Annotated in this window: 14 protein-coding genes; 12 read left to right on the top strand and 2 right to left on the bottom strand. The window is 41.5% G+C overall.

Annotation, left to right across the window (positions count from 1 at the left end; all coding sequences use genetic code 11):
- Window positions 1–110: 110 nt before the first annotated feature.
- The 5 genes from K5Q29_RS06760 to K5Q29_RS06740 all read left to right on the top strand — a co-directional run bounded on the left by K5Q29_RS06760 (window position 111) and on the right by K5Q29_RS06740 (window position 3900).
- Window positions 111–794: a YjjG family noncanonical pyrimidine nucleotidase gene (locus K5Q29_RS06760; RefSeq protein WP_105138805.1), complete on the top strand. Its 684-nt coding sequence runs from the start codon at window positions 111–113 to the stop codon at window positions 792–794.
- 78 nt (window positions 795–872) lie between these two features.
- Window positions 873–1637 carry a CPBP family intramembrane glutamic endopeptidase gene (locus tag K5Q29_RS06755; protein ID WP_024412284.1) on the top strand — a complete coding sequence of 255 codons (765 nt, stop codon included), beginning with the start codon at window positions 873–875 and terminating at the stop codon, window positions 1635–1637.
- A gap of 257 nt (window positions 1638–1894) precedes the next feature.
- Window positions 1895–2146, top strand: coding sequence for a phage holin (locus K5Q29_RS06750; protein ID WP_024414993.1), 252 nt, complete (start codon window positions 1895–1897; stop codon window positions 2144–2146).
- Window positions 2147–2612: 466 nt separating this feature from the next.
- Window positions 2613–3368, top strand: coding sequence for an LD-carboxypeptidase LdcB/DacB (gene ldcB, locus K5Q29_RS06745; protein ID WP_105138813.1), 756 nt, complete (start codon window positions 2613–2615; stop codon window positions 3366–3368).
- A gap of 88 nt (window positions 3369–3456) precedes the next feature.
- A complete protein-coding gene (locus tag K5Q29_RS06740; protein ID WP_002935466.1) occupies window positions 3457–3900 on the top strand; it encodes a VOC family protein in 444 nt (147 codons plus the stop codon).
- Between the two features lie 23 nt (window positions 3901–3923).
- Here K5Q29_RS06740 and K5Q29_RS06735 read toward each other — a convergent pair whose 3' ends face one another.
- Window positions 3924–5534 (bottom strand): permease, encoded by a 1611-nt coding sequence (locus K5Q29_RS06735; protein ID WP_105138804.1) that lies wholly within the window; start codon window positions 5532–5534, stop codon window positions 3924–3926.
- A complete protein-coding gene (locus K5Q29_RS06730; RefSeq protein ID WP_029186612.1) occupies window positions 5531–6274 on the bottom strand; it encodes an ABC transporter ATP-binding protein in 744 nt (247 codons plus the stop codon). Before K5Q29_RS06730 ends, K5Q29_RS06735 begins: the two co-directional genes overlap by 4 nt.
- A gap of 507 nt (window positions 6275–6781) precedes the next feature.
- On the opposite strand from K5Q29_RS06730, the gene uvrC reads away from it, so the two are divergent.
- The 7 genes from uvrC to addA all read left to right on the top strand — a co-directional run bounded on the left by uvrC (window position 6782) and on the right by addA (window position 23022).
- Window positions 6782–8566 (top strand): excinuclease ABC subunit UvrC, encoded by a 1785-nt coding sequence (gene uvrC, locus K5Q29_RS06725; RefSeq protein ID WP_205032632.1) that lies wholly within the window; start codon window positions 6782–6784, stop codon window positions 8564–8566.
- Between the two features lie 56 nt (window positions 8567–8622).
- Entirely contained in the window at window positions 8623–8751 is a 129-nt protein-coding gene (locus K5Q29_RS06720) for a DUF4044 domain-containing protein (RefSeq protein WP_024412289.1), read from the top strand.
- Between the two features lie 203 nt (window positions 8752–8954).
- A complete protein-coding gene (gene obgE / locus K5Q29_RS06715) occupies window positions 8955–10268 on the top strand; it encodes a GTPase ObgE (RefSeq protein WP_105138803.1) in 1314 nt (437 codons plus the stop codon).
- Between the two features lie 656 nt (window positions 10269–10924).
- Window positions 10925–11089, top strand: coding sequence for a hypothetical protein (locus K5Q29_RS06710; protein ID WP_024393955.1), 165 nt, complete (start codon window positions 10925–10927; stop codon window positions 11087–11089).
- 364 nt (window positions 11090–11453) lie between these two features.
- Window positions 11454–15812: a MucBP domain-containing protein gene (locus tag K5Q29_RS06705; protein ID WP_205032631.1), complete on the top strand. Its 4359-nt coding sequence runs from the start codon at window positions 11454–11456 to the stop codon at window positions 15810–15812.
- 290 nt (window positions 15813–16102) lie between these two features.
- The gene (gene rexB / locus K5Q29_RS06700) at window positions 16103–19369 is read left to right on the top strand and encodes an ATP-dependent nuclease subunit B (protein ID WP_221877074.1); all 3267 of its coding nucleotides are present in this window, start codon (window positions 16103–16105) and stop codon (window positions 19367–19369) included.
- The gene (gene addA / locus K5Q29_RS06695) at window positions 19369–23022 is read left to right on the top strand and encodes a helicase-exonuclease AddAB subunit AddA (RefSeq protein ID WP_221877073.1); all 3654 of its coding nucleotides are present in this window, start codon (window positions 19369–19371) and stop codon (window positions 23020–23022) included. Before rexB ends, addA begins: the two co-directional genes overlap by 1 nt.
- The last annotated feature ends 10 nt before the right edge of the window (window positions 23023–23032 follow it).

Genomic DNA, 23032 nt, shown 5'->3' with positions numbered 1-23032 from the left:
AGTATAATAGAGCCGAGGACACAGAGCTATTTTTTTAGAAACTGTGGTATACTTTAGACATACTGCCTGACATCGCTTCAGTAGTTTCTGCTTAGAAAGGACTTATCATCTTGCAATACAAACACTTACTCTTTGATCTTGACCATACTCTTCTTGATTTTAGTCGTGGAGAAGAAGTAGCCTTAACCCAGTTTTTGACAGCTATGGAGGTTGAAGATATTCAAGCCTTTAAAGAAGTCTATCGACCGCTCAACCAGGGCATGTGGAAGGATTTGGAAAAAGGGAACATTACAAAGAAAGAGCTGATCAATACCCGATTTTCACGGACCTTTGCCCACTTTGGTCGGCAGGTTGATGGAAGGGAGATGGCTTTGCGCTACCAAGAATTTATTGGGCGGCAGGGACAAATTTTTACAGGTGCAGATAGACTTTTGCAGGAATTGACAAACCGAGGCTACCAGATTTATGCGGCGACCAACGGCGTGACCTATATACAGGAAAATCGCTTGCTTCACTCACCCATTCAATCGTATTTCAAAGAAGTATTTATTTCTGAGCAGATGGGGACGCAAAAGCCTGCGGCTGATTTTTATGAAAAAATAGCAGAGCAGATTTCAGGTTTTCAATTTGACCAAGCCTTAATGATTGGAGACAGTTTGACAGCAGATATTCAAGGCGGAAATAATGCAGGTATGGATACTGTTTGGTACAATCCGACTCACAAGATAAACAACAGCAAAGCAGTTCCAACCTATACCATTCATAGCTATCAAGAATTATTAGATTTGTTATAAGATATTTTAAGAAATTTATAAGGATTTTAGTATATAATTGTACAGAAAGAATATGTACCAAAATATAAGGAGGAAAAGGTGAAAAGATTATTGAGACGCATTCGTCCAACCAAGCCCCTAAAAGAACTCACTTGGATAGATTTGTTTATTATCACAACGATTTTATGTGGTAATGCTATTTATACCTCAACCATGCAATGGATAGCATCATTTTCTGCAACAGAAGTAGTGGAAACAGGAGTCCAATCCTTTACTGCAGCAGACAATTGGTGGGCTCTAGCCAATCAAGGAAAGCTATTCCTGTTTGCCCTGGTGTATTTATTGATTCGGAATTATGATTTCAAGCAGCTAAAAGTAAAATTAGAGTGGACAGTTTTGCTCTGGGGACCACTGATTTTCATCGGTGCTGGTCTGATTAGCGATTTGGCATTTACAGCTTTTTCTTATATTCCCGGTCTATCTGGTGGATATAATTACCTCGGATACTTGCCTTACTATGACTGGAATATCACAACAGTGCTCAACCGTTTCCTAGCCGTTGACTACAGCACAGTTATCTATTCCTTGTTTAATGGCTTCTATGAAGAGTTCTTTTTCTTAGGCTTATTGTTGAGTACAGATAAGAAAAAGCGTTCGCTGGTCTTACTCTTTTCAACAATTGTCCGCATATCTTTCCATACCTATCAAGGAATGGTATCTGCTCTTGTTATTGGTGTAGCCTTCGGTCTTTTCTATTACTACATGTATACAAGGAAAAATGATAATTTATTGCCATATTTCTTAGGACATGCTCTTGCGGATATGGTTGGTACAAGTTTCTTCTCATTGTTTATTGCAGGATAAACAATGCAGAGAACGGACATCAAGCTAATCGAATAAAATTTCTTTCTCCCTTACAGCTGACAAACGGATGATGATATGTAGTTTCTATCAACTCGGTATCATCACCCGTTTTATTGTGCTGATATGTAGTCATTTGAATTAGTTTTGCTACATGGTCTCTTTCGCTTGCTTTATCATATTTTTTATCCCATATTTTTTTGAATTAACGGTTTATTTATGGTAAAATGTATTTTTATACATCAAAAAGGAGTATAGATATGAAACAAATAAAGAATCGTTTGAAAAAACATATGTTTTGGATTGGACTAATTTCGTTGGTATTGATGCTCGTTGATAATGTCCTGGTTTGTTATTTCAATATTGAATGTAGTCGTACTTTAAACCAAATCGAGCAGACTATTTGTATTATCCTCAGTATTCTTGTATTTTTAGGAGTGCTAAATAATAAACCGGATGTGAAGGTAGAAGACATCATAAAAAACGGTATGTCATCTAAAAATCAAAAATAATGTTTGGTAGGGACTATTGCTGAGGTATCTCAGCTGTACTTACAGTTCATACTCTTCGAAAATCAAAATCAGACGTTGTTGACTTGATTTGATGAACTTCAGTTCTATCTGCATCTGCGTCGCCTAGTCTGATTTTGATTTTCATTGAGTATCAGTATCTCTAGCTAATACGGATTTTTCAAAATACAGTCAGTATTTCCTCAAAAACTATTTGTATATAAATTACTTTATTTGTGAATACAGGTATTTAACATCATATATGTCCACCAGTCGAAAGGCTGGTGTTTCTTTTTATGACATGTATGTTATCATTTTTGCAACAGTGGTAAACGTGCATTCTTGTAAAGAAAACAAATCTAGAGAAGTTCAACGTGCATTAAAATATTAATGGTTAAAATCATAAGCCACCATTAGACGGGGTCTTATGATTGTGCTACAATAGACATAATTATAAGAGAACGGAGTGATAATAATGAAACGTACTATTCTGTTATGCTTGCCGGCTATGTTTTTACTAGCAGCATGTCATCAAAAGACGGAACAGACCAATACTACAAAAAATTCGTCAACGGTTGCTTCGACTACTTCAAGTCAGTCTGCTTCAACAACTTCGGAGCAGTCAACAAGTAGCTCTACATCAGTGGAAACGAATCAAGAAGTAACAAACACAAAGACTCAGATAAATTTTAACGGTTCCTATTATAGTGTACAAGGAAAATATGGCGAAGTGATTATCGCCAATAAAAAGCATCCGCTTGCAGCTGATTATGCACCAGGCGAAAATCCTGAAGCCTTAGCAGCTTTTCAACGTTTAAAAGCAGATATGCAGGCGCTAGGATTTGGTATCTCCAATAACTACAGTGGATTTCGTTCCTATGAAACTCAGGCAAGTCTCTATCAGTCCTATGTAAATCAAGAAGGACAAGCAGCGGCAGATACGTATTCTGCAAGAGCTGGATATAGTGAACATCAGACAGGATTAGCCTTTGATTTATTGGATACAAGTGGTAATTTATTAGAAGAACCCAATGCTTCTCAGTGGTTGGCTACGAATGCACACCTATATGGCTTTATTGTCCGCTATCTTCCAGGAAAAGAATCTAGCACAGGCTATATGGCAGAATCCTGGCATGTGCGATATATTGGTCAAGAAGCGACAGATATTTACAATTCAGGCTTGACCTTGGAAGAATATTTTGGTGTATCAGGTGGAGACTACTAATTTTACATTTAGTCAGAAATAAGTCGAAAAATTTGTCCGTATAACTAACTCGTGATATAATAAACCATTATAATTTTGGAGGTCCATCATGCTTAAAGCAATGGAAGTATACTTGGTTACTAATGGTAATGGTTTGGAAGCCATCGAGTTTTATAAAAATGCTCTTGGGGCAACAGTGGAGCAAGTAAATCTATTTAAAGATTTCTTACCAGACTGCCCTGCTGAACTAGAAAATTACGTGATGAATGCACAGTTTCGTTTGAATGGTCAACGGTTTATGTTGTCAGACAACAACCCAGAAATGCCTTATACAGTAGGTGACAATATTACAGTTGCGCTTATCACAGATGATGCTGAGACAGCGCAGGAACTATACAGCAAGTTATCCGTAGATGCAACTGCTATCAATATGGAACTTCAAGCAGTTCCTTGGTCTCCTGCCTATGGCAATGTAACAGACAAGTTTGGTATCTCTTGGCAAATCAATGCTGAAGTAGAAGGCTACGGTCAGGAATATTACGCAGAAAACTAAAAATAGATTGGACATTGTCCAATCTATTTTAGTTTTTGCCAATAAGCTTTGTAGATATATAGTTGAAGAGTAGCTGATAGGATGAGCAGTAAGGTCATCAAGGCTGAGCTTACATAGGCTGCACCAATAGTGCCAGCTAATATGATGCTGAAAACTAGAATAATGGCTCCGAGAAACATTGTTCCTATGATCGATCCAGCAATCAACCATTGACCCGCTCCGCGACCAAATAACTGGTTACTATTTTGCCAGTTGAGCATGAGGAGTCGTTGGTCACGCCAGTAATAAATCTGACCAGTTAGCAGGGCTGAGATAATGATGCCGACTGTAAAGAAGAATGCTAGAATGAATTTGACTTTCATGAAACCTAGTGCCAAAGCAAAGTAAAGTAGGGTCGGTAGTGCAAATTGCACGGCAGCCAATACCCAGAATTTTTGGATGATAAATTTTTTGAAACTTATAGGAAGTGTTCGAATGAAATGATAATTTTCCTTCTCCAATGACATGGCCACTCCGATGAAGGTTGTAGAACCAGCAAATAGACTGCCAAGCAAGAATCCAGCTAATAGAGCAATACCAAAGAAATCCCATTCAACTGAACTCAGACCACCATTCTCCGTGAAACGGCTAAAACTTGGAAAAAGCGCCACTCCCATAATGATTGGTTGTATCATGGTTTGGACCATGAGGTTGCTATCTTTAAGAGTAGATAGGTGGTGTTTCACTAAAGCCTGATTGAGATTGCTAGGAATCTTGGCAGATTTAGCATTATTGGTCCGTTTTGTCGAAGCATTTTCAATTGCCAAAACTTGATTAAAGTAGTTGGGAATGACAGTTTTAAACGCAAACACAATAAGTCCAATCATCAAGATGAAAGGAAGTACAAAATGAAGGAGTGTTTCTAGTGAGATAGTATGGCTGACCAAGTAATGGAATCCAGCAAATATAGGTATGATAGGAAAATCAACAAAGCCACCAGATTTGAGTGAAACGGTCTGCTGAGATTGCAGGAACATGAGTGCAGCAAAAGCCAGCAAGGAAGAACCTGTCATCAGGATTGTAGAAATCAATGTTTTACGAGGGCTTTTTGTCAGAACTTCCCCAACAAAGTGCATGATAATCAGATTGACTAAATTAACTAAAATCCAGAGAATCAAAAAGGAAGGGATGGAAGCTAAGGCGAGGAGCGGACCGCCAATTTGCCAGTAAGTGATTAGAAGTAAGGACAGACACGGCATGAGGAAGGGTAAGACCATCCCTTGTGCAGAGAGGATTTTAGCGAGGAAGACTTCTTGTGGCTTCAGGGGAAGTGCTAAATACAACTTTGTATCCTTACTATCGTAGAAAACGGAGAAGAAACCTGTAAAACCGTAGACAATGGCAATAATGGTAAAGAGTGCCAGTTGCAGAGAAAAGAAACCGATGGACTGACTATAATCTACTCCCATGAAAAAGACAGAATAGAGGAGTCCAAAACACAAAATCATAAATACTTGTTGCAAGAGGACACTTTTATAGGCTGAAAAGGAGGCGTCTTTGCGCTTGCTTTGTTTCTTCTTGACGGAAGCTAGAAGTTGAGGATTGGAATAAAGAATATTAATCTTTACTAGTTCCCAAATGATGGATTTACTCATTCTTCCTCACCTGCCTTCACTTGTTGGCGTCCAGCTAATTCCAAATAGATGGTCTCCAAATCTTTATCTGGATACTGTGATTTGAGTTCATCTAGACTTCCTACGAAAATGAGTTGCCCTTTTCGTAGAATAGCAATGCGGTCACAGAGTTGTTCAGCTACTGAAAGGACGTGTGTAGAAAATAGAACGGTGTGACCAGACTGAGCATGTTCTTTCATCATTTGTTTTAGGTCGAAAGAGGCCTGAGGATCCAGTCCAGTTAGGGGTTCATCCAAAATCCAAATATCAGGGTTAGGGATCAATGCACCAATAATAATGGTTTTCTGACGCATACCGTGTGAAAAACTATCAATAGGTTCATGCTGGCGAGCGGTCATATCAAATAGACTAGATAGTTTAGCGATACGGTCATCAACTGCATCCTTTTCTACGCCATAGACCTTGCCCATAAAGTGCCAGTATTCAAAAGCTGTTAAGTGTAGGAAGATGTCTGGTGAATCTGGAACGTAGGCTATCCGTTTCTTGACTTCATCACGGTTCTCCTCTAGGTTTAAACCATCAACAGAGATAGTTCCATAACTGGCTTCGATTATCGAAGTCAATAGACTGATTGTCGTTGTTTTTCCTGCCCCATTGTGACCGATTAAACCGAAAATCTCGCCGCTTTCAATTGTCAAATTTAGGTCATCAAGTGCGATTGTTTCGCCGTATGTTTTTGTGATATGGTCAAATTGTATCATAGTAACCTCCTTGTTATTCGTGAACTAAAAGTAGGAGCTTGCTAGGTATTCCAAGCTGTACTCCAATGTTCTTCGAATAATATATACAATTAATTACATTTATTATACTGCTGAATTAGTACAAAAGCAATAGTTTCTATCAATATTTTTGTAGTATAGATGCGGATATATTCCAAGAAGTCGAGTATCGTCATTTAGTTTTTCTTTTATTACTTCGACGTAAGAGGAAACTCCGTTTCCTTATTTCCAACTTCAAACACTCCACTGGATTGTTTGAACTCGCCTTGCCTGAAAACAAAAAAAAGCGAAGTACCTCAGCTGGTCAATGCCTAGAAATTAGAAAGCATTAAGTTATGCCTGCGGCTTTTGAAGCGAACTTGGTTCGCGCTATTTCCAGCCTTCAAAGGTTCCCCAAACCTTTGAAGCGAGTACTAAAAGTAAACTAAAAGACTATATACAATGGAGTGGAATAAGCTCGATTATCAGAAAATTTGCTATAATAGACCTATGAACGATTTGATCAAGCATAAGTTGGAGTTGCTGCCGGATAGTCCGGGTTGCTACCTCCATAAAAACAAGTACGGCAAGATTATCTATGTAGGTAAGGCCAAAAACCTGCGCAATCGGGTGCGGTCTTATTTTCGTGGTGCCCATGATACCAAGACAGAGGCCTTAGTATCTGAAATTGCCGACTTTGAATTTATCGTGACGGATTCCAATATCGAGGCCCTCTTACTGGAAATCAATCTGATTCAGGAAAACAAGCCTCGCTATAACATCATGCTCAAGGATGACAAGTCTTATCCCTTTATCAAAATTACCAAGGAACGTCATCCACGGTTGATGATTACACGGCAGATAAAAAAAGATGGCGGTCAGTATTTTGGACCCTATCCAGATGTGGGTGCGGCCAACCAGACTCTCAAGCTATTGGAGCGTCTGTATCCTTTCCGCAAGTGTAAATTGCCTGAGAACAAGTATTGTCTTTATTATCATTTGGGGCAATGTCTGGCCCATGGGGAAAACCTGCCCAGCCTGTCTGACTATGACAAGATGGCTAAGGAAGTGGCCCAGTTCTTGACAGGGCATGATGATAAGATTGTCAAGGAAGTCCAGGAAAAGATGAAAGCTGCTGCTGGCAATTTGGAATTTGAAAAGGCTGCGGAATACCGAGATGTCCTGCAATCCATTTCCACCCTGCGGACCAAGCAACGTGTGATGGCTCATGACTTGCAGAATCGGGATGTCTTTGGCTACTATGTGGACAAGGGCTGGATGTGTGTGCAGGTTTTCTTTGTTCGGCAGGGGAAACTGATTGAGCGGAATGTCAATCTTTTTCCATACTACAATGATGCGGACGAAGACTTTTTGACCTACATCGGTCAGTTTTACAGGGACCAGCAACATTTGATTCCCTCAGAGGTCTTGATACCGCAGGATATTGACCAAGAAGCTGTAGAGGCTTTGGTGGATACTAAAGTCCTCAAGCCCCAGCGTGGCGAGAAGAAGCAACTCATCAATCTGGCGACCAAGAATGCGCGTGTTAGTCTGGAGCAGAAGTTTAATCTCTTGGAGAAAAATCTGGAGAAGACCTACGGTGCTGTGGAGAATATCGGTCAGCTTCTGGGGATTCCGACGCCTGTGCGGATTGAGGCTTTTGATAACTCCAACATCATGGGAACCAGCCCTGTGTCGGCCATGGTGGTCTTTGAAAATGGGGTGCCTAATAAAAAGGAATACCGCAAGTACAAGATTAAGACGGTGGAGGGACCAGACGATTATGCTTCCATGAGAGAAGTGTTGCAGCGGCGGTACAGTCGGGTGCTACGGGACGGTTTGACACCGCCTGATTTGATTATCATTGACGGTGGTCAAGGCCAGGTCAATGTCGCCAAGCAAGTTATTGAGCAGGAGTTGGGTATGTCCATTCCCATTGCAGGTTTGCAGAAGAATGACAAGCACCAGACACACGAGTTGCTTTTTGGTAATCCGCTGGAAGTAGTTGAGTTGCCCCGTAATTCTCAGGAATTTTTCCTCCTGCATCGGATTCAAGATGAAGTGCACCGCTTTGCCATTGAGTTTCACCGTCAGGTTCGGTCAAAAAATTCCTTCTCATCCAAATTGGATGGCATAGAAGGCTTGGGACCAAAACGCAAACAGGCTCTAATGAAGCATTTCAAGTCTATTGGCAATATCCAGTCAGCAAGTTTGCAGGAAATCGCAGAAGCAGGAGTGCCGTATAAGGTGGCGGAGTTGGTCAAGGAAAGCCTTTCTTCAAAGGATGAGATTTGAAAACATTCCCATAATGTGTTAGAATAAACTATCAATGACTAAATAAGGAGAAAGCAATGGCTTTTGGTGAAGAAAAACACAAAAAAACAACATTTGAGAAAGTGACTTTAATAATCGTTGTCGTGATGGTTGTCGCGACATTGGCTGGCTTGATTTTACCAGCTATTAATGCATTGATGAATTAAGAACCTGTATTGACAGTTCGGCACTTTTATCTAAGGTTGGTTTTTAAGCTGTTCATCGTTAGTTTTTTCAAAATACAGTCAGTATTCTCTCAAAGAACGACCTTGATTAGCTAAAAACCTTCGCTTATATATGAGCACTTCGCTTGTGAATAGAGGTCTAAAACGCTTTTAAGCGTTTTTTTCTAGGAAAGAATAGGTAAATTATGAGTATGTTTTTAGATACCGCCAAGATTAAGGTTAAGGCAGGTAAGGGAGGCGATGGGATGGTTGCCTTCCGTCGTGAAAAGTATGTACCAAACGGCGGTCCTTGGGGCGGTGATGGTGGTCATGGTGGGAATGTTGTCTTCGTTGTAGATGAAGGCTTGCGGACCTTGATGGACTTCCGTTACAACCGTCGCTTTAAGGCTGATGATGGTGAAAAAGGGATGACCAAAGGTATGCACGGTCGAGGAGCGGAAGATTTAATTGTTCGTGTACCGCAGGGAACAACTGTGCGTGACGCTGATACAGGTAAAATCATTACGGACTTGGTTGAGAATGGGCAGGAATTTGTTATTGCTCATGGTGGTCGTGGTGGTCGAGGAAACATTCGTTTTGCGACACCTAAGAATCCTGCGCCAGAGATTTCTGAAAATGGTGAACCAGGTGAGGAGAGCAACCTTGAATTGGAATTAAAAGTACTAGCTGACGTTGGTCTTGTTGGTTTTCCATCAGTTGGTAAGTCAACGCTTCTTAGCGTGATTACAGCTGCTAAACCAAAGATTGGGGCCTATCACTTTACAACCATTGTTCCTAACTTGGGAATGGTGCGGACCAAGTCAGGCGAGTCATTTGCAGTGGCTGATTTGCCTGGTTTGATTGAAGGTGCTAGTCAAGGCGTGGGACTTGGAACGCAATTCCTCCGTCACATCGAGCGGACACGTGTTATCTTGCATGTTTTGGACATGTCAGCAAGTGAAGGTCGTGATCCTTATGAGGACTATGTAGCCATCAACAATGAATTGGAAACTTATAATCTTCGTTTGATGGAGCGTCCTCAGATTATCGTTGCCAACAAGATGGACATGCCAGAGGCAGAAGAACATCTGGAAGAGTTCAAGAAAAAATTGGCAGCCAACTATGATGAGTTTGAAGAATTGCCACAGATTTTCCCAATTTCTGGTATTGCTCACCAAGGTCTGGAAAATCTACTAGAAGCCACAGCCGAGTTGCTTGAGAAAACGCCAGAATTCTTGCTCTACGACGAATCAGATTTCCAAGAAGAAGAGGCTTACTATGGCTTTAATCCAGATGAACCAGAATTTGCAATCAGTCGTGCAGACGATGCAAGTTGGATTCTATCTGGTGACAAGCTGGAAAAACTCTTCACCATGACCAACTTCGATCGTGACGAGTCTGTCATGAAATTTGCTCGCCAGTTACGTGGTATGGGTGTTGATGAAGCCCTCCGTGCGCGTGGTGCCAAAGACGGCGACATCGTCCGTATTGGCAAGTTCGAATTTGAGTTTGTGGATTAAAACTGTCTGGAGGACAGTTTTAACCCGAGCCTAAAAATTCGAAAGCGAGGTAGTTTGGGGAACTGTATCAGCTGGTCGCCTTGAAATACGAAAGCGACCATGTCTGGGGGACTTTTTCAGCCCGAGCCTGAAAACTCGCAAGCGAGGTAAGCAGTTTGACTGGGAGTGGGAAAGAACTCGACTAGTTAAAAAAGAGTTCGTCTTCCCACCCCCGCACAGTTGATTAGATCAGATTTGGAGTGTAAAACACGAACAAATCTGCCAATCAACCACTGCGCTGAGATGTTGACACGAACTCTGAAGAGTGGTGCTAGGCTTTTTGCCCAGCCTCTAGTCAAACTACGCCAAGTCCTAGGGGACCTTGGCTAGCTACCTTACTAACTTCACCCAAATGGTAGTATCGACCATTTGGGCTCCGTGTCGTAACGTTGGAACTACCTTTAAGTCCTAAAGGACTTGATGTAGTACGGTAGCCGCTATGGTGGACTATTCCGTACAGGCAGTAGTATCGAATGCCTGTACTCCATGTCGTAACCTGTCCGGTAAGTTAGTCTAGTACGAACTTAGAAATTCTAGAGCAGACTATAGCTTTACAAATTTCATTCAGTTGGTGACAGTCGTTTGTGAGCAATCTAAAAAAATAGTTGGAGGTCTGCATGGGTGATAAGCCAATATCCTTCAAGGATAAAGATGGGAATTTTGTTTCAGCAGCCGATGTTTGGAATGCTGAAAAATTAGAAGAACTCTTTAACAGGCTCAATCCCAATCGCAAATTCCGTTTGGAACGTGAGCGTTTGGCAAGAGAGCAAGAAAAGGAATAAAGTCAAAATCTGCTTGTTGTATCAGAAAACAGGCAGATTTTTTTAAAAATTTATTGACTATTTATTATTGGCTATATGTATAAGAATACAAGATATGGCGCGAATATTTTTTCGGTGTCGGTAATTTTATAGAAATTCTCAAAAGTGAAATTTCTTAAAAAATATGAAAAAACTATGAATATACTGGTTTCTTCTCGAATTGAAGCGAATTCATAATGTTTTTTTGAGGAATTTTATAATATTACTTGGCATTTAAAGTTATTTGTAGTATAATACCTCGGATGATTGCAGGAGTTTTCAAGGCTTTGATACAAAGAGTAGAAAATTTGTGTAATTAAATTAATATTTATATGGGGGATTTTTTATGCGTAAAGCAAATAAAAAATCATTTGACTGGTACGGTACGAAACAACAATTTTCGATTCGTAAGTATCATTTTGGTGCAGCAAGTGTTTTGCTTGGTGTGTCGTTAGTTTTAGGTGCCGGTACACAGGTTGTTAAAGCTGAAGAAGCTGGTGCTTCATCAGAACCAACTATTGCCAGTAGTATAGCGCCTGCTTCAACAGAAGCGGTTGCAGAAGAAGTTGAAAAAACAAATGCTGAAGCTACGCCAGCACCGGCTGAAAATACGGGTGCGGTAGCTACGACTTCGACAGAAGTTGAAAAAGCGAAAGCTGTTCTTGAACAGGTAACATCAGAATCACCACTGTTGGTTGATCTTGGTCAAAAAGAGTTGGCTAAAACTGAAGATGCAACCCTTGCGGGAGCTGTAGCGGATGTTCAAGCAAAACTTGCAGCAGCTAAGGCAATTTGGGCGGACCCAGCAGCAACTGTTGAGCAAGTTGAAGCGCAAGTCGCAGCGGTTAAAGCAGCCAATGAGGCGTTGGGGAATGCATTGCAAAAATACACTGTAGATGGTCTCTTGACAGCGGCTCTTGATACAGCAGCTCTTGATACAACTGCATCAACATTGAAAGTTGGCGATGGCGAAGGTACCCTTCTAGATAGAACGACAACAGCAACACCTTCAATGTCTGATCCAAATGGTGCAGAAATTGCTCCTCATACGCTTCGAGATAAAATTGAGGCTACAAAAGAATCTGGTTGGTATACTTTTGGATCGTACGATTTACTTGCCTATAATGGTAACCAAGTTGGTTCACTTGGTGGTTCCGCACTTAATGCTTATATGCGTTACTCTTTAGATAACAATCCGTCAACCACAGATATATTGGCGGAATTGGTTGAAAAGACAACCGGCAAAGTGTTGGAAAGTCACACACTTACGGCAGGGGCAAGCGCAACATTTGTATATCCGAAAACAGTTAATGAAAAAAATCGTGATATTACGCTGACTTATTATGCACCAGATGCCTCGACAAGTACACCAGCGAGAATTCAATTTTCAGATGGGGTATTAGGTTATGCTACAGAAACTGTACCTGTTTATCAGGTAAATACGACCCGCTACATTACTGAAAGTGGGAATGTTCTAGCGACATACAATCTTCAAACCATTGCAGGTCAAAAAGTCACCTCATCTGCTGTTCGTACTTTTACAGGATACGACTATGTAAAAATGACTCAAACGGTGGTGCAAGGTGCTTATCCGAAAGGTGCGGTTTATCTTGCTGGGGTAGGTTCAGATAAAGTCGGAAAGAATAGATATTATAAAGCGATTACCGAGGTTGTTGAGGATAATCAGTATGTCCAGACTTTTTACGTATTAGACCCATCATATGCTGAGAGTGATGTTGATTGGACTGGTACAGACACAACTGGTTTTTTACCACTACTTAAAACATCTACGTATAAGTACAACACTGCTGACCGATCATCATATATTTATAATACAAATACCGAGATTTTATCTCCGTTCACTGAAGAAGATGGATATATGGTCTTTAAAGTAGGACCTGAAAATAGTCAAGGCAGTAAGTGGAGGATAGTTGCGAAATGGAGTGGTGATGCTTCTACGGATGGTAAGTATGGAAGTATCTACATTTCTAAACAAGTTTGGACAACTGCGAGAGAAAAAGGTATTACAGAAAACCAATGGATTGATGCTGGTCTCGGAAAATTTGAGAATAAAGGCATTATCCCAGTAGGAACTAATCATTTTCTCCGAAATGCTGCAGTGGCTACAGCTGTAGAGACTACTTATATCTACAAAGAAAATTCCAAGTATGGTGACGTCATTGTTGAGTACTACGATACTGACGGAAAACAAATTGTAAATTCAGTTGTGGATACTCCTAAGTCAGCCCTTGGCACAGAGTATAATACAGATGTGGACCGTAGACCAGCCAGCTTGGTTGCTACTGATGGGGCACTCTACTTCTACAAAGAAGTTAAATCTGATTCAGCTAATACAACAGGTACAGTAGTTGCAGGTACAACAACTGTTAAGTATGTTTATGAAAAAGCTGGTAACGTTAATGTTAACTTTGTTGATGTCAATGGTAAAGTAATCAAAGCTCCTGTTTCAGATGAAAAGGATGCGAAACCTGGTTATAATTATGATACCGACTTGGATCAGAAATTAGCTTCCATCACTTTTGAAGGCAAGGTGTACAAACTTGTTCCTGCTGGTGATTATCCGGTTGGTAAAGTTGGCACTGGAAATAACTTGATTGAAGTTGGTAATAATACTGCGAAAGGTATTGACCCAACAACAGGCAAGATTGAAGCTGGTGTTAACAAAGAAGTTACCTATGTCTATAAAGCAGTGACAGGTTCTGTAGTTGTAAACTACAAAGATACAGAAGGTAATGTGATTAAAGATCCAGAAACGGATGTGTCTGATGCACCGGTTGGAGATGCTTATACTACAACTGACAAGAAACCAAACGAAATCGTCACAAAAGATGGGTCACGCTATGTCCTTGTTCCATCTAAGACAGATGGTGAGGAAAATGGTAAAGTTATCGAAGGAACAATCACAGTAACTTATGTTTACCAGAAAGTTGCAAACTGGATTCCAGAGATTCCAAATGTACCAGAGTCAGAGCGTCCAAAAGTACCTTACCCATTTGACCCAACAGAGCCAGATGAGCCAATCGATCCAACGATACCAGGAACAAATGGTGAGATTCCAAATATTCCTTACGTTCCAGGATACACACCGGTTGATCCTAAGGACAACACACCGTTGGAACCAGTTGATCCAAACGATCCAGGTAAGGGATATGTACCACCAACACCAGAAAATCCAGGTGTTGATACACCAATTCCTTATGTTCCAGTTAAGAAAGTCGTAACTAACCACGTTGATGAAGAGGGTAACCCTGTTGCGCCACAAGAAGAGGGAACAAAACCAAACAAATCAATCCCAGGTTACGAGTTCACAGGTAAAACTGTTACTGACGAAGATGGTAATACAACTCACATCTACAAGAAAACACCAGAAGTTAAGAATGGTACAGTTGTTGTTAACTACGTAACGGAAGATGGTACGGTTATCAAGGATCCTGTAACAGATACACCGACTTCTCCAGAGGGTACACCATACGACACTACAGACAACAAACCTAAGACAATCACTTTCAAAGATGAAGAGTATGAATTGGTTCGTGTTGATGGTACAGAAAATGGTAAAGTTGTAGAAGGTGAAACAGTTGTGACTTACGTTTACCGTAAAGTTGAAACACCTGCTAAGAAAGTTGTAACTAACCACGTTGATGAAGAGGGTAACCCTGTTGCGCCACAAGAAGAGGGAACAAAACCAAACAAATCAATCCCAGGTTATGAGTTCACAGGTAAGACTGTTACTGATGAAGATGGCAACACAACTCATATCTACAAGAAAACACCGGAAGTTAAGAATGGTACAGTTGTTGTTAACTACGTGACAGAAGATGGTACGGTTATCAAGGATCCTGTAACAGATACACCGACTTCTCCAGAGGGTACGCCATACGACACTACAGACAACAAACCTAAGACAATTACTTTCAAAGATGAAGAGTATGAATTGGTTCGTGTTGATGGTACAGAAAACGGTAAAGTTGTAGAAGGTGAAACAGTTGTGACTTACGTTTACCGTAAAGTTGAAACACCTGCTAAGAAAGTCGTGACTAACCACGTTGATGAAGAAGGTAACCCTATTGCACCGCAAGAAGAGGGAACAAAACCAAACAAATCAATCCCAGGTTACGAGTTCACAGGTAAAACTGTTACTGACGAAGATGGTAATACAACTCACATCTACAAGAAAACACCTGCTAAGAAAGTTGTAACCAACCACGTTGATGAAGAGGGTAACCCTGTTGCGCCACAAGAAGAGGGAACAAAACCAAACAAATCAATCCCAGGTTATGAGTTCACAGGTAAGACTGTTACTGACGAAGATGGTAATACAACTCACATCTATAAGAAAACACCTGCTAAGAAAGTTGTGACTAACCACGTTGATGAAGAGGGTAACCCTGTTGCACCAAAAGAGGATGGGTCAACACCAAAACGTCAAATTTCAGGTTACGAGTATGTGCGTACTGTAGTTGATGAAGAAGGTAATACGACACATATTTATCGCAAACTTTCTAATAAACCAACAACACCTGAGAAGGAAACTCCTGCAAAACCTCAAGCAGGTAAAACCGCTTCAGGTAAAGCTCAATTGCCAAATACTGGTGAGGCTTCATCTGTGGCAGGTGCGCTTGGTACAGCAATGCTTGTCGCAACACTTGCGTTTGCAAGAAAACGTCGTCGTAACGAAGATTAGTCAAAATTCTTTATACAGACTTTATTCCCCCATATAGAAAGTATAAGAATTGTACGTAACAGGCAGGATTGCCTTTCCGAAAAAATGAGGCTGGGCAAAAAGTCCAGAGCTACATCTTAGAGTTCGCTCCATTTCCAACCTCCAACAGTCACTACTCTGACTGTTGGAGCTGTGTGGGGGTGGGAGACGAGCTCTTTTTTTGTTCGGTTGAGTTCTTTTCCACTTCCATATTTTTGTCTTATTTTGATATACTAGACATAGTATATTCAATGAAAGCATGAGAATTTGATATGAAATTAGTTTATACAGATATTCGCAATCCTCTGACGCAGTATTTAACGGATACCGCAGCAGAATTTGCTAAGGAAGCTAAGCGTGTTTTTTACATTGCTCCAAACTCTCTATCCTTTGAGATGGAGCGCAAGGTCTTGGAATACCTGCCTGAACAGGCAACTTTTGATATTATCGTGACCCGTTTTGGGCAATTGGTCCGCTATTTGATGATTGATAAGAAAGAAACAGGTCAACCACTGGATGATGTTGGTCTGGCCATGATTTTCTTTCGTGTGCTATCGCAATTTGAAGACGGCGACTTGAAAGTCTATGGTCGTTTACAGACAGATTTTGGGTTCATTAACCAGCTAGTTGCTTTATACAAAGAATTGCAACGGGCAAATATGTCTATTTTGGACTTGGAAGCCATGGAGTCACCAGATAAGCAGGCTGATTTGGTAAAGATTTTTCTGGCTGTAACAGACATTTTGTCCAAAGAAGGCTTTGAGCATCAGTCTAAGTTAGCACAGCTGACTAGCTTGGTGGAAACAGGTCAGTTGGATGAGCAGTTGAAGAACATTGTGCTGGTGGTAGACGGATTTTCTCGTTTTTCGGCAGAAGAAGAAGCTTTAGTAAGTGCTTTAAATGAACGGGTGTCGGAAATCCTGATTGGTGTATATGCCAGCAAGAAAGCTGTGCAAGCCACCTATGCGGAAGGGAATGTTTATCAAGCCAACGTTGACTTTTTACGTCAGTTATCAGCGCAGTTCCAGACTAAGGCTACTTATATTGGTCAAGAGCCAGTCTTGGACAGTATTGGTAAATTTTCAAAGAATATGGAAGCCTATTATGACTACAGCGGGACCATGATAGACTTGACTTCAGCAGACCAAGAAAAAATCCAGCTATGGGAGGTTGTTAACCAAAAAGAAGAGGTGGAGCAGGTTGCGACTGCGATTCGTCAGCATGTGCATCAAGGGGCTCGCTATAAAGACATCTTGTTGCTCTTGGGTGATGTGGATAGCTACAAGTTGCAGATTGGCAAGATTTTTGACAAGTATGATATTCCTTACTATTTCGGTAAGGCAGAGGAGATGAGTCATCATCCCCTGGTCCACTTTGTGGAGTCCTTGGAGCGCTTGCGTCGCTATCGTTTCCGTGCGGAAGACCTGCTCAATCTCCTCAAATCTGGTTTGTACGCCAGCATTTCCCAAAAGGAGCTGGACCTATTTGAGTCTTACATCCTTTTTGCGGATATGAAGGGGCAGGCTGCTTTTTCGAGGGCTTTTTCGGTCAATGGCAGAGCGGACTACGATGTTGAGACTGTCAAGGAGAAGCGACTTGTCTATGATTTGAATGTCTTGGAACCACTACGTGCTAAGATTATGGAGCCTTTGAACCAGCTGTTTAAGGCTGGACCACAATCTGGAACTGCCTTGCTTGAGAAATTTATGGCATTTTTGGAGGCAATTGAGCTTCCTAAAAATATGGAAAAAATATCTCGAAATTTGAGTGAGCTAGAGCAAGAAAAAGAAGAGCAGGTCTGGAAAAGTTTTACCCATATTCTAGAGAATTTTCATCAGATTTTCGGAAAAGAAAAATTGAAAATGGATGATTTTCTGGCAATTTTACAGGCAGGCATGCAGGCCAGTCACTATCGTACCGTTCCAGCAACGGTTGATGTGGTCAATGTCAAATCCTATGATTTGATCGAGCCACACACTGCTAAGTATGTTTATGCTATCGGAATGGGCCAGTCCAATTTTCCAAAAGTTGCTAAGAATACCAGTCTATTGACAGAAGAAGAGATGGAAAAAGTCAATCTTGTCTCGGCTAGTTCTTCACGTTTTGATTTGGTCAGCCGAGAGAATATCAAGAAGAACCATGCTGCCATGATGTCTCTGCTTAATGCTGCGACGGAACAGTTAGTTATTTCTACACCTCAGATTTATAACGAAGGCGAAGATAGTCTCTCCCCCTATATCAAGATTCTCCAAAAAATGGGGCTGAAATCCGAAGAACGTGGTCGGATTAAAACACTTAGTCTGCAAGACATCGGTCACTACAAGAGTCTCTTATCCCGTTTGATTGAGTCGGAAAGACCATCTCTTGATAATGAAGAATGGGAAGGACAGACGGCCTTCTGGACAGTCTTGGTTCGCCATTTGAAAAAGAAATTGGAGTCGCAAGGCATTGAAATTCCGACCATTACTGGCGAAATTACTTCTAAACAGCTTGCAGCTGATACCTTGGCTGCTTTATATCCAGAGGATAAGCCGCTCAATCTTTCTGCATCCAGCTTGACCAATTTCTACAATAACCAATATCTTTACTTTATCCGTAATGTTCTGCGATTGCGGGAACAGGAATCCATCCATCCGACTGCTTTTCAGCATGGTTTGTTCTTGCATCGGATTTTTGAACGAGTGGTCATGGACCAATCTGATCTAGATTTTGATCAAAAAGTGGACAAGGCTATCCTGCGTACACGTGACGAGGCAGAATTTGCTATGTTCTATAACCAGGATGCGGATGCTCGCTATACGGAGGAGGTGCTGGATAAGATTGCTCGTTCCAGTGCGACTATTTTGCGGGATAATGATTTGGTTGAAATTGATGGTCAGGAAAAGAGTTTCCGTCAGGATAAGGCGCTGGTTTTTGACCTTCAAAATGGCAAGAGTGTGCATGTAAATGGTACCATTGACCGCTTGGATACCTTACAAATCAATCAGGCTGTCGGTGTTGTGGATTACAAGTCCAGCGACCAATCTTTTTCAGTTGGGGATTTTTACAATGGTCTAAAACCTCAGTTAGTGACCTACTTGGCAGCCTTACAAGAGCTGGATGAAACCAAGGATAAACCAGTTTTTGGAGCTATGTATTTGCATTTGCAGGATCCGATTATCAAGTTAAAAGATACGAAGAATTTAGAACAGCTAGAAGGAGCTGCCAATATTAGCTTGGTTTACAAGGGGCTTTTCTTGAAGGAGGAAAGTCTGGGGCTCAATCATTTCTATCAGACTCGTAATCAACTCTACACGGAAGATGAGTTTGCGGTTTTATTGAACCACAACCAAGAACTCTACAAACAAGCTGCCAAGGACATCCTGGATGGTCGCTTTGCTATTAACCCTTATACCAAAGATGGGCGTTCGGTGGCAGGTGAGCAGCTGAAGGCAATCACTGGTTTTGAGGCGGATCGGCACATGGGTATGGCACGGCGGTTGGTCAAAGAGGCCAAGCGTCAAGATTGGATGGAACGAATGAAAGGAGGTCAGGACTAATGGCTTTTGAACAATTTTTAAGCGCGGAAGAAATCAAGGCTGTGCAGCTGGCGGAAGCTAATTCTGATAAGCAACAAAAACGCACACCTGAGCAGATTGAAGCCATCTATACGCACGGTCAGAATGTTCTGGTCTCTGCATCGGCTGGGTCAGGAAAGACCTTCGTTATGGTTCAACGGATTTTGGATAAGTTGAAGCGTGGTGTGGGAATCGACCAGCTCTTTATCTCGACCTTTACAGTCAAAGCGGCTGGTGAGTTGAAGGAGCGGATCGAGAAAAATCTCAACGAAACCATTGCGGAGACGACTGATATGGAGTTGCGTCGGCATTTGTCTGCCCAGTTGGCAGATTTGACCAAGGCGGACATTGGGACTATGGACTCCTTTACGCAGAAATTGGTAACAACCTACGGTTATAGCCTTGGTATTTCTCCGCAGTTTCGGATTTTACAGGATGAGACAGAAAAAGCGAGTCTGAAAAAAGAGGTCTTTGACCAGCTCTTTGCAGATTATCTTGAACAGGATGAAAATGGTGCATTCCGCAAACTGGTTCGCAATTTTTCGGGCAACCGTAAGGATAATAGTGGTTTCCGTCAGGTTGTTTATCAGGTGCATGATTTTAGCCAATCGACGAGCAGTCCAACTAAATGGCTGAAAGAGCAGGCTGTTCAAGCTGATTTGTACAGTCAAGAGCGTATAGAGCAGATCTTAGAGCAAGGCTTTAAAGAAAAAGTGTTAGATAAGCTCTATCAAGCTGCAGATTTCTTCCGCTACCATGTGGAATGGGGCAGAAATGACTTTGGTTCCGCCAAGTATTTTGCAAATGTGGAAGAAGTTTTGGATTTGTTGACAGGTTTAGATAGTCTGGACCAGAAGGACTTGATGGAGCGGGTTGAAAGAATCCTTCTCATCAATGACCAGTCCAGAGGAAAAGGCCTGACCAATGCCAATCGACCAAAAGATGAGCATTTGATAGCCTTTAAAGAAGAATACAATGCTAGCAAGAGCCAGATTATCTCAGGACTACGAGATTTGGGTCAGGAAGTTTATGAATTGACCCTGCTGAAAGATTATCAGGTTCAAGCTTTGCCACTGCTTGTATTATTACGTGACTTTGTCTTGGATTTTTCGCAGGCTTATCTGGATGTCAAAATCAAGGAAGCAGCTTTTGAATTTGGTGATATTGGGCATTTCGCTATTCGAATCTTAGAAGAAAATGCGGACATCCGCCAGTTTTTCCAAGAAAAATACCATGAAGTCATGGTGGACGAGTACCAGGATAACAACCATAGCCAAGAGCGAATGCTGGACCTGCTGTCTAACGGTCACAACCGCTTTATGGTGGGCGACATTAAGCAGTCCATCTATCGATTCCGTCAGGCGGATCCGATGATTTTCCAAGAGAAATTTGAACTGTACCAGGCAAATTCTCAGGCTGGAAAATTGATTTTGCTCAAGGAAAATTTCCGTAGTCAGATTGAGGTCTTGGAGGCAACAAATGCTATTTTCGCGCGCCTGATGGACCGTCAAGTAGGGGAAATCAAGTATGACGACACCCACAGTCTAGTGGCTGGTAGTCCTGGTCAAAAAATTGCCCAGCCCAAGCATGAGATGGAATACTTGATTTACGACCAGCAGGATAGTGCACCTTCTTCAACGGATGCTGAGGAGGAAACTCCTCTGACTGCTGGTGAAATTGAGGTCGTTGCAAAAGAGATTATTCGTCTTCACAATGAAGAAGGAGCAGACTTCAAGGACATCACTCTCTTGGTACAAAAACGGACGCACAATGACCTCATTATGTCCATTTTTGAAAAACATGGGATTCCTATTGTGGCAGATGGCGGAGCAGCCTCCTATCTGCAATCTTTAGAAGTCATGATCATGCTGGATACCTTGCGGGTTATCAATAATCCACTCAATGACTATGCCTTGGTTGCCCTGTTAAAATCGCCTATGTTCCGATTCGATGAGGATGAACTGACACGGATTTCCTTGCAGGCTGGGACAGGTTTCTTTTACCAGAAAATGGAATTAGCCCAACAAGTAAGTGGACAACATCCTGAACTTATGTCAGGAGAGTTGAAGAAGAAAATTACGGATTTCTTGTCTATTTTGGAAAACTGGCGTGCCTTTGCTAAACTGCACTCTATTTATGACTTGATCTGGAAGATTTTCAATGAAAAATTCTACTATGACTATGTCGGCGCTCTTCCAAATGGCAGCAAGCGTCAGGCCAATCTATATGCACTAGGTCTGCGTGCCAACCAATTTGAAAAAACAGGCTACAAGGGCTTGTCCCGCTTCATCGCCATGATTGACCGTGCCTTAGCAAATGATAAGGATTTGGCAGATGTACAAGAGTTTCTACCGCAAAATGCTGTACAACTTATGACCATTCACAAGTCAAAAGGTTTGGAGTTCAAATATGTCTTCCTCATGAATATCGATAAGCGATTCAACTTGGAAGACCATTACCAATCAGTCATCATCAGCCGGAAAAATGGTCTAGGTATCCAATATTTAGCGGATATGAAAGATAAGGTAACTAGCCCATTGCCTCAAGTGCGAGTCTTAATGAACACCCTCCCTTATCAAAATAATCTCCAAGAGCTAAAAATTGCTAATCTTTCAGAACAAATGCGGTTGCTTTATGTTGCACTAACGCGTGCAGAGAAGAAGCTGTATCTGGTTGGAAAGGGCAATGCTGACAAGTTAGCTGAAAAATACGATGGTAAAAAGGAAGATGGCGTACTTGCCCAATCAACACGTGAAAGTATGGCGACCTTCCAAGACTGGATTCTAGCCATTGATGAGGCTTTTTCAAGAGAAGACTTGCACTTCAAGAAAGTCTTTGTTACGGATGAGGATTTGACAGAGGAGAAGATTGGTAAACTGACATTGAAGAATAAGCTTGAAGACGCCAGCCTTAAAGATATTCGTCAATCAGAAGACATTGCCCAGGCCTTGGACCAGTTGTCTTCTGTCCAAGAACTGAACGAACGCTATAAGACTGCCATCGAATTGCCAAGTTTACGCACTCCAAGTCAAATCAAGAAACTCTATGAGCCTGTCTTGGAACAAGAAGGCATGGAAGTTATGGAAAAATACCAGCCAAAACGAAGCTTCAACTTGCCAGATTTCTCCAAGAAGCCAAAAATTACTGGAGCCCAAGTCGGTTCGGCAGTCCATGAACTCATGCAACGCTTGGATCTGTCTTGGTTGGTGACAGAAGATACGGTAAGAGAAGCCCTAGAAGCTGTTCATACAGAGCAAGTGATTAAAGATAAAATCAATATTCAGATGATTTTGGATTTCTTTGATACAGACTTAGGAAGAGAAATTCTAGCCAATACAGACAAACTCCACAGAGAAGCTCCATTTGCAAGTTTGCAGACGGATTCTTTGTCGCAGGAACAATTTGTCCTTCGTGGGATTATCGATGGCTACCTACTGTACGATGACCATATTGTCCTCTTTGATTACAAGACTGACAAGTATGACCAACCAAGCCAACTCAGCCAACGTTACCAAGCTCAAATGCAACTCTATGCCGAGGCATTGAAAAAAGCCTACAAGATAAATCGTGTAGACTGTCATTTGATTTTGCTTGGTGGGGAGAGGATTGAAGTGGTTGAAGTCAACATAAATTAAAAGCGAGTGG

The organism is Streptococcus sp. 2018037 (genome assembly GCF_019754195.1).
In the GTDB taxonomy this organism is placed as follows: Bacteria; Bacillota; Bacilli; order Lactobacillales; family Streptococcaceae; genus Streptococcus; species Streptococcus hashimotonensis.
Note: the sequence above shows the minus strand (reverse complement) of the source record. Positions and strands in the feature narration are given on the sequence as shown.

Bases quoted from the DNA above. Each gene is read 5' to 3' on its own strand.
- K5Q29_RS06735 (WP_105138804.1), bottom strand. From the start codon at position 5,534: ATGAGTAAATCCATCATTTGGGAACTAGTAAAGATTAATATTCTTTAT.
- addA (WP_221877073.1), top strand. From the start codon at position 19,369: ATGGCTTTTGAACAATTTTTAAGCGCGGAAGAAATCAAGGCTGTGCAG.
- rexB (WP_221877074.1), top strand. From the start codon at position 16,103: ATGAAATTAGTTTATACAGATATTCGCAATCCTCTGACGCAGTATTTA.
- K5Q29_RS06705 (WP_205032631.1), top strand. From the start codon at position 11,454: ATGCGTAAAGCAAATAAAAAATCATTTGACTGGTACGGTACGAAACAA.
- K5Q29_RS06710 (WP_024393955.1), top strand. From the start codon at position 10,925: ATGGGTGATAAGCCAATATCCTTCAAGGATAAAGATGGGAATTTTGTT.
- K5Q29_RS06720 (WP_024412289.1), top strand. From the start codon at position 8,623: ATGGCTTTTGGTGAAGAAAAACACAAAAAAACAACATTTGAGAAAGTG.
- obgE (WP_105138803.1), top strand. From the start codon at position 8,955: ATGAGTATGTTTTTAGATACCGCCAAGATTAAGGTTAAGGCAGGTAAG.
- K5Q29_RS06750 (WP_024414993.1), top strand. From the start codon at position 1,895: ATGAAACAAATAAAGAATCGTTTGAAAAAACATATGTTTTGGATTGGA.
- uvrC (WP_205032632.1), top strand. From the start codon at position 6,782: ATGAACGATTTGATCAAGCATAAGTTGGAGTTGCTGCCGGATAGTCCG.
- K5Q29_RS06730 (WP_029186612.1), bottom strand. From the start codon at position 6,274: ATGATACAATTTGACCATATCACAAAAACATACGGCGAAACAATCGCA.
- K5Q29_RS06740 (WP_002935466.1), top strand. From the start codon at position 3,457: ATGCTTAAAGCAATGGAAGTATACTTGGTTACTAATGGTAATGGTTTG.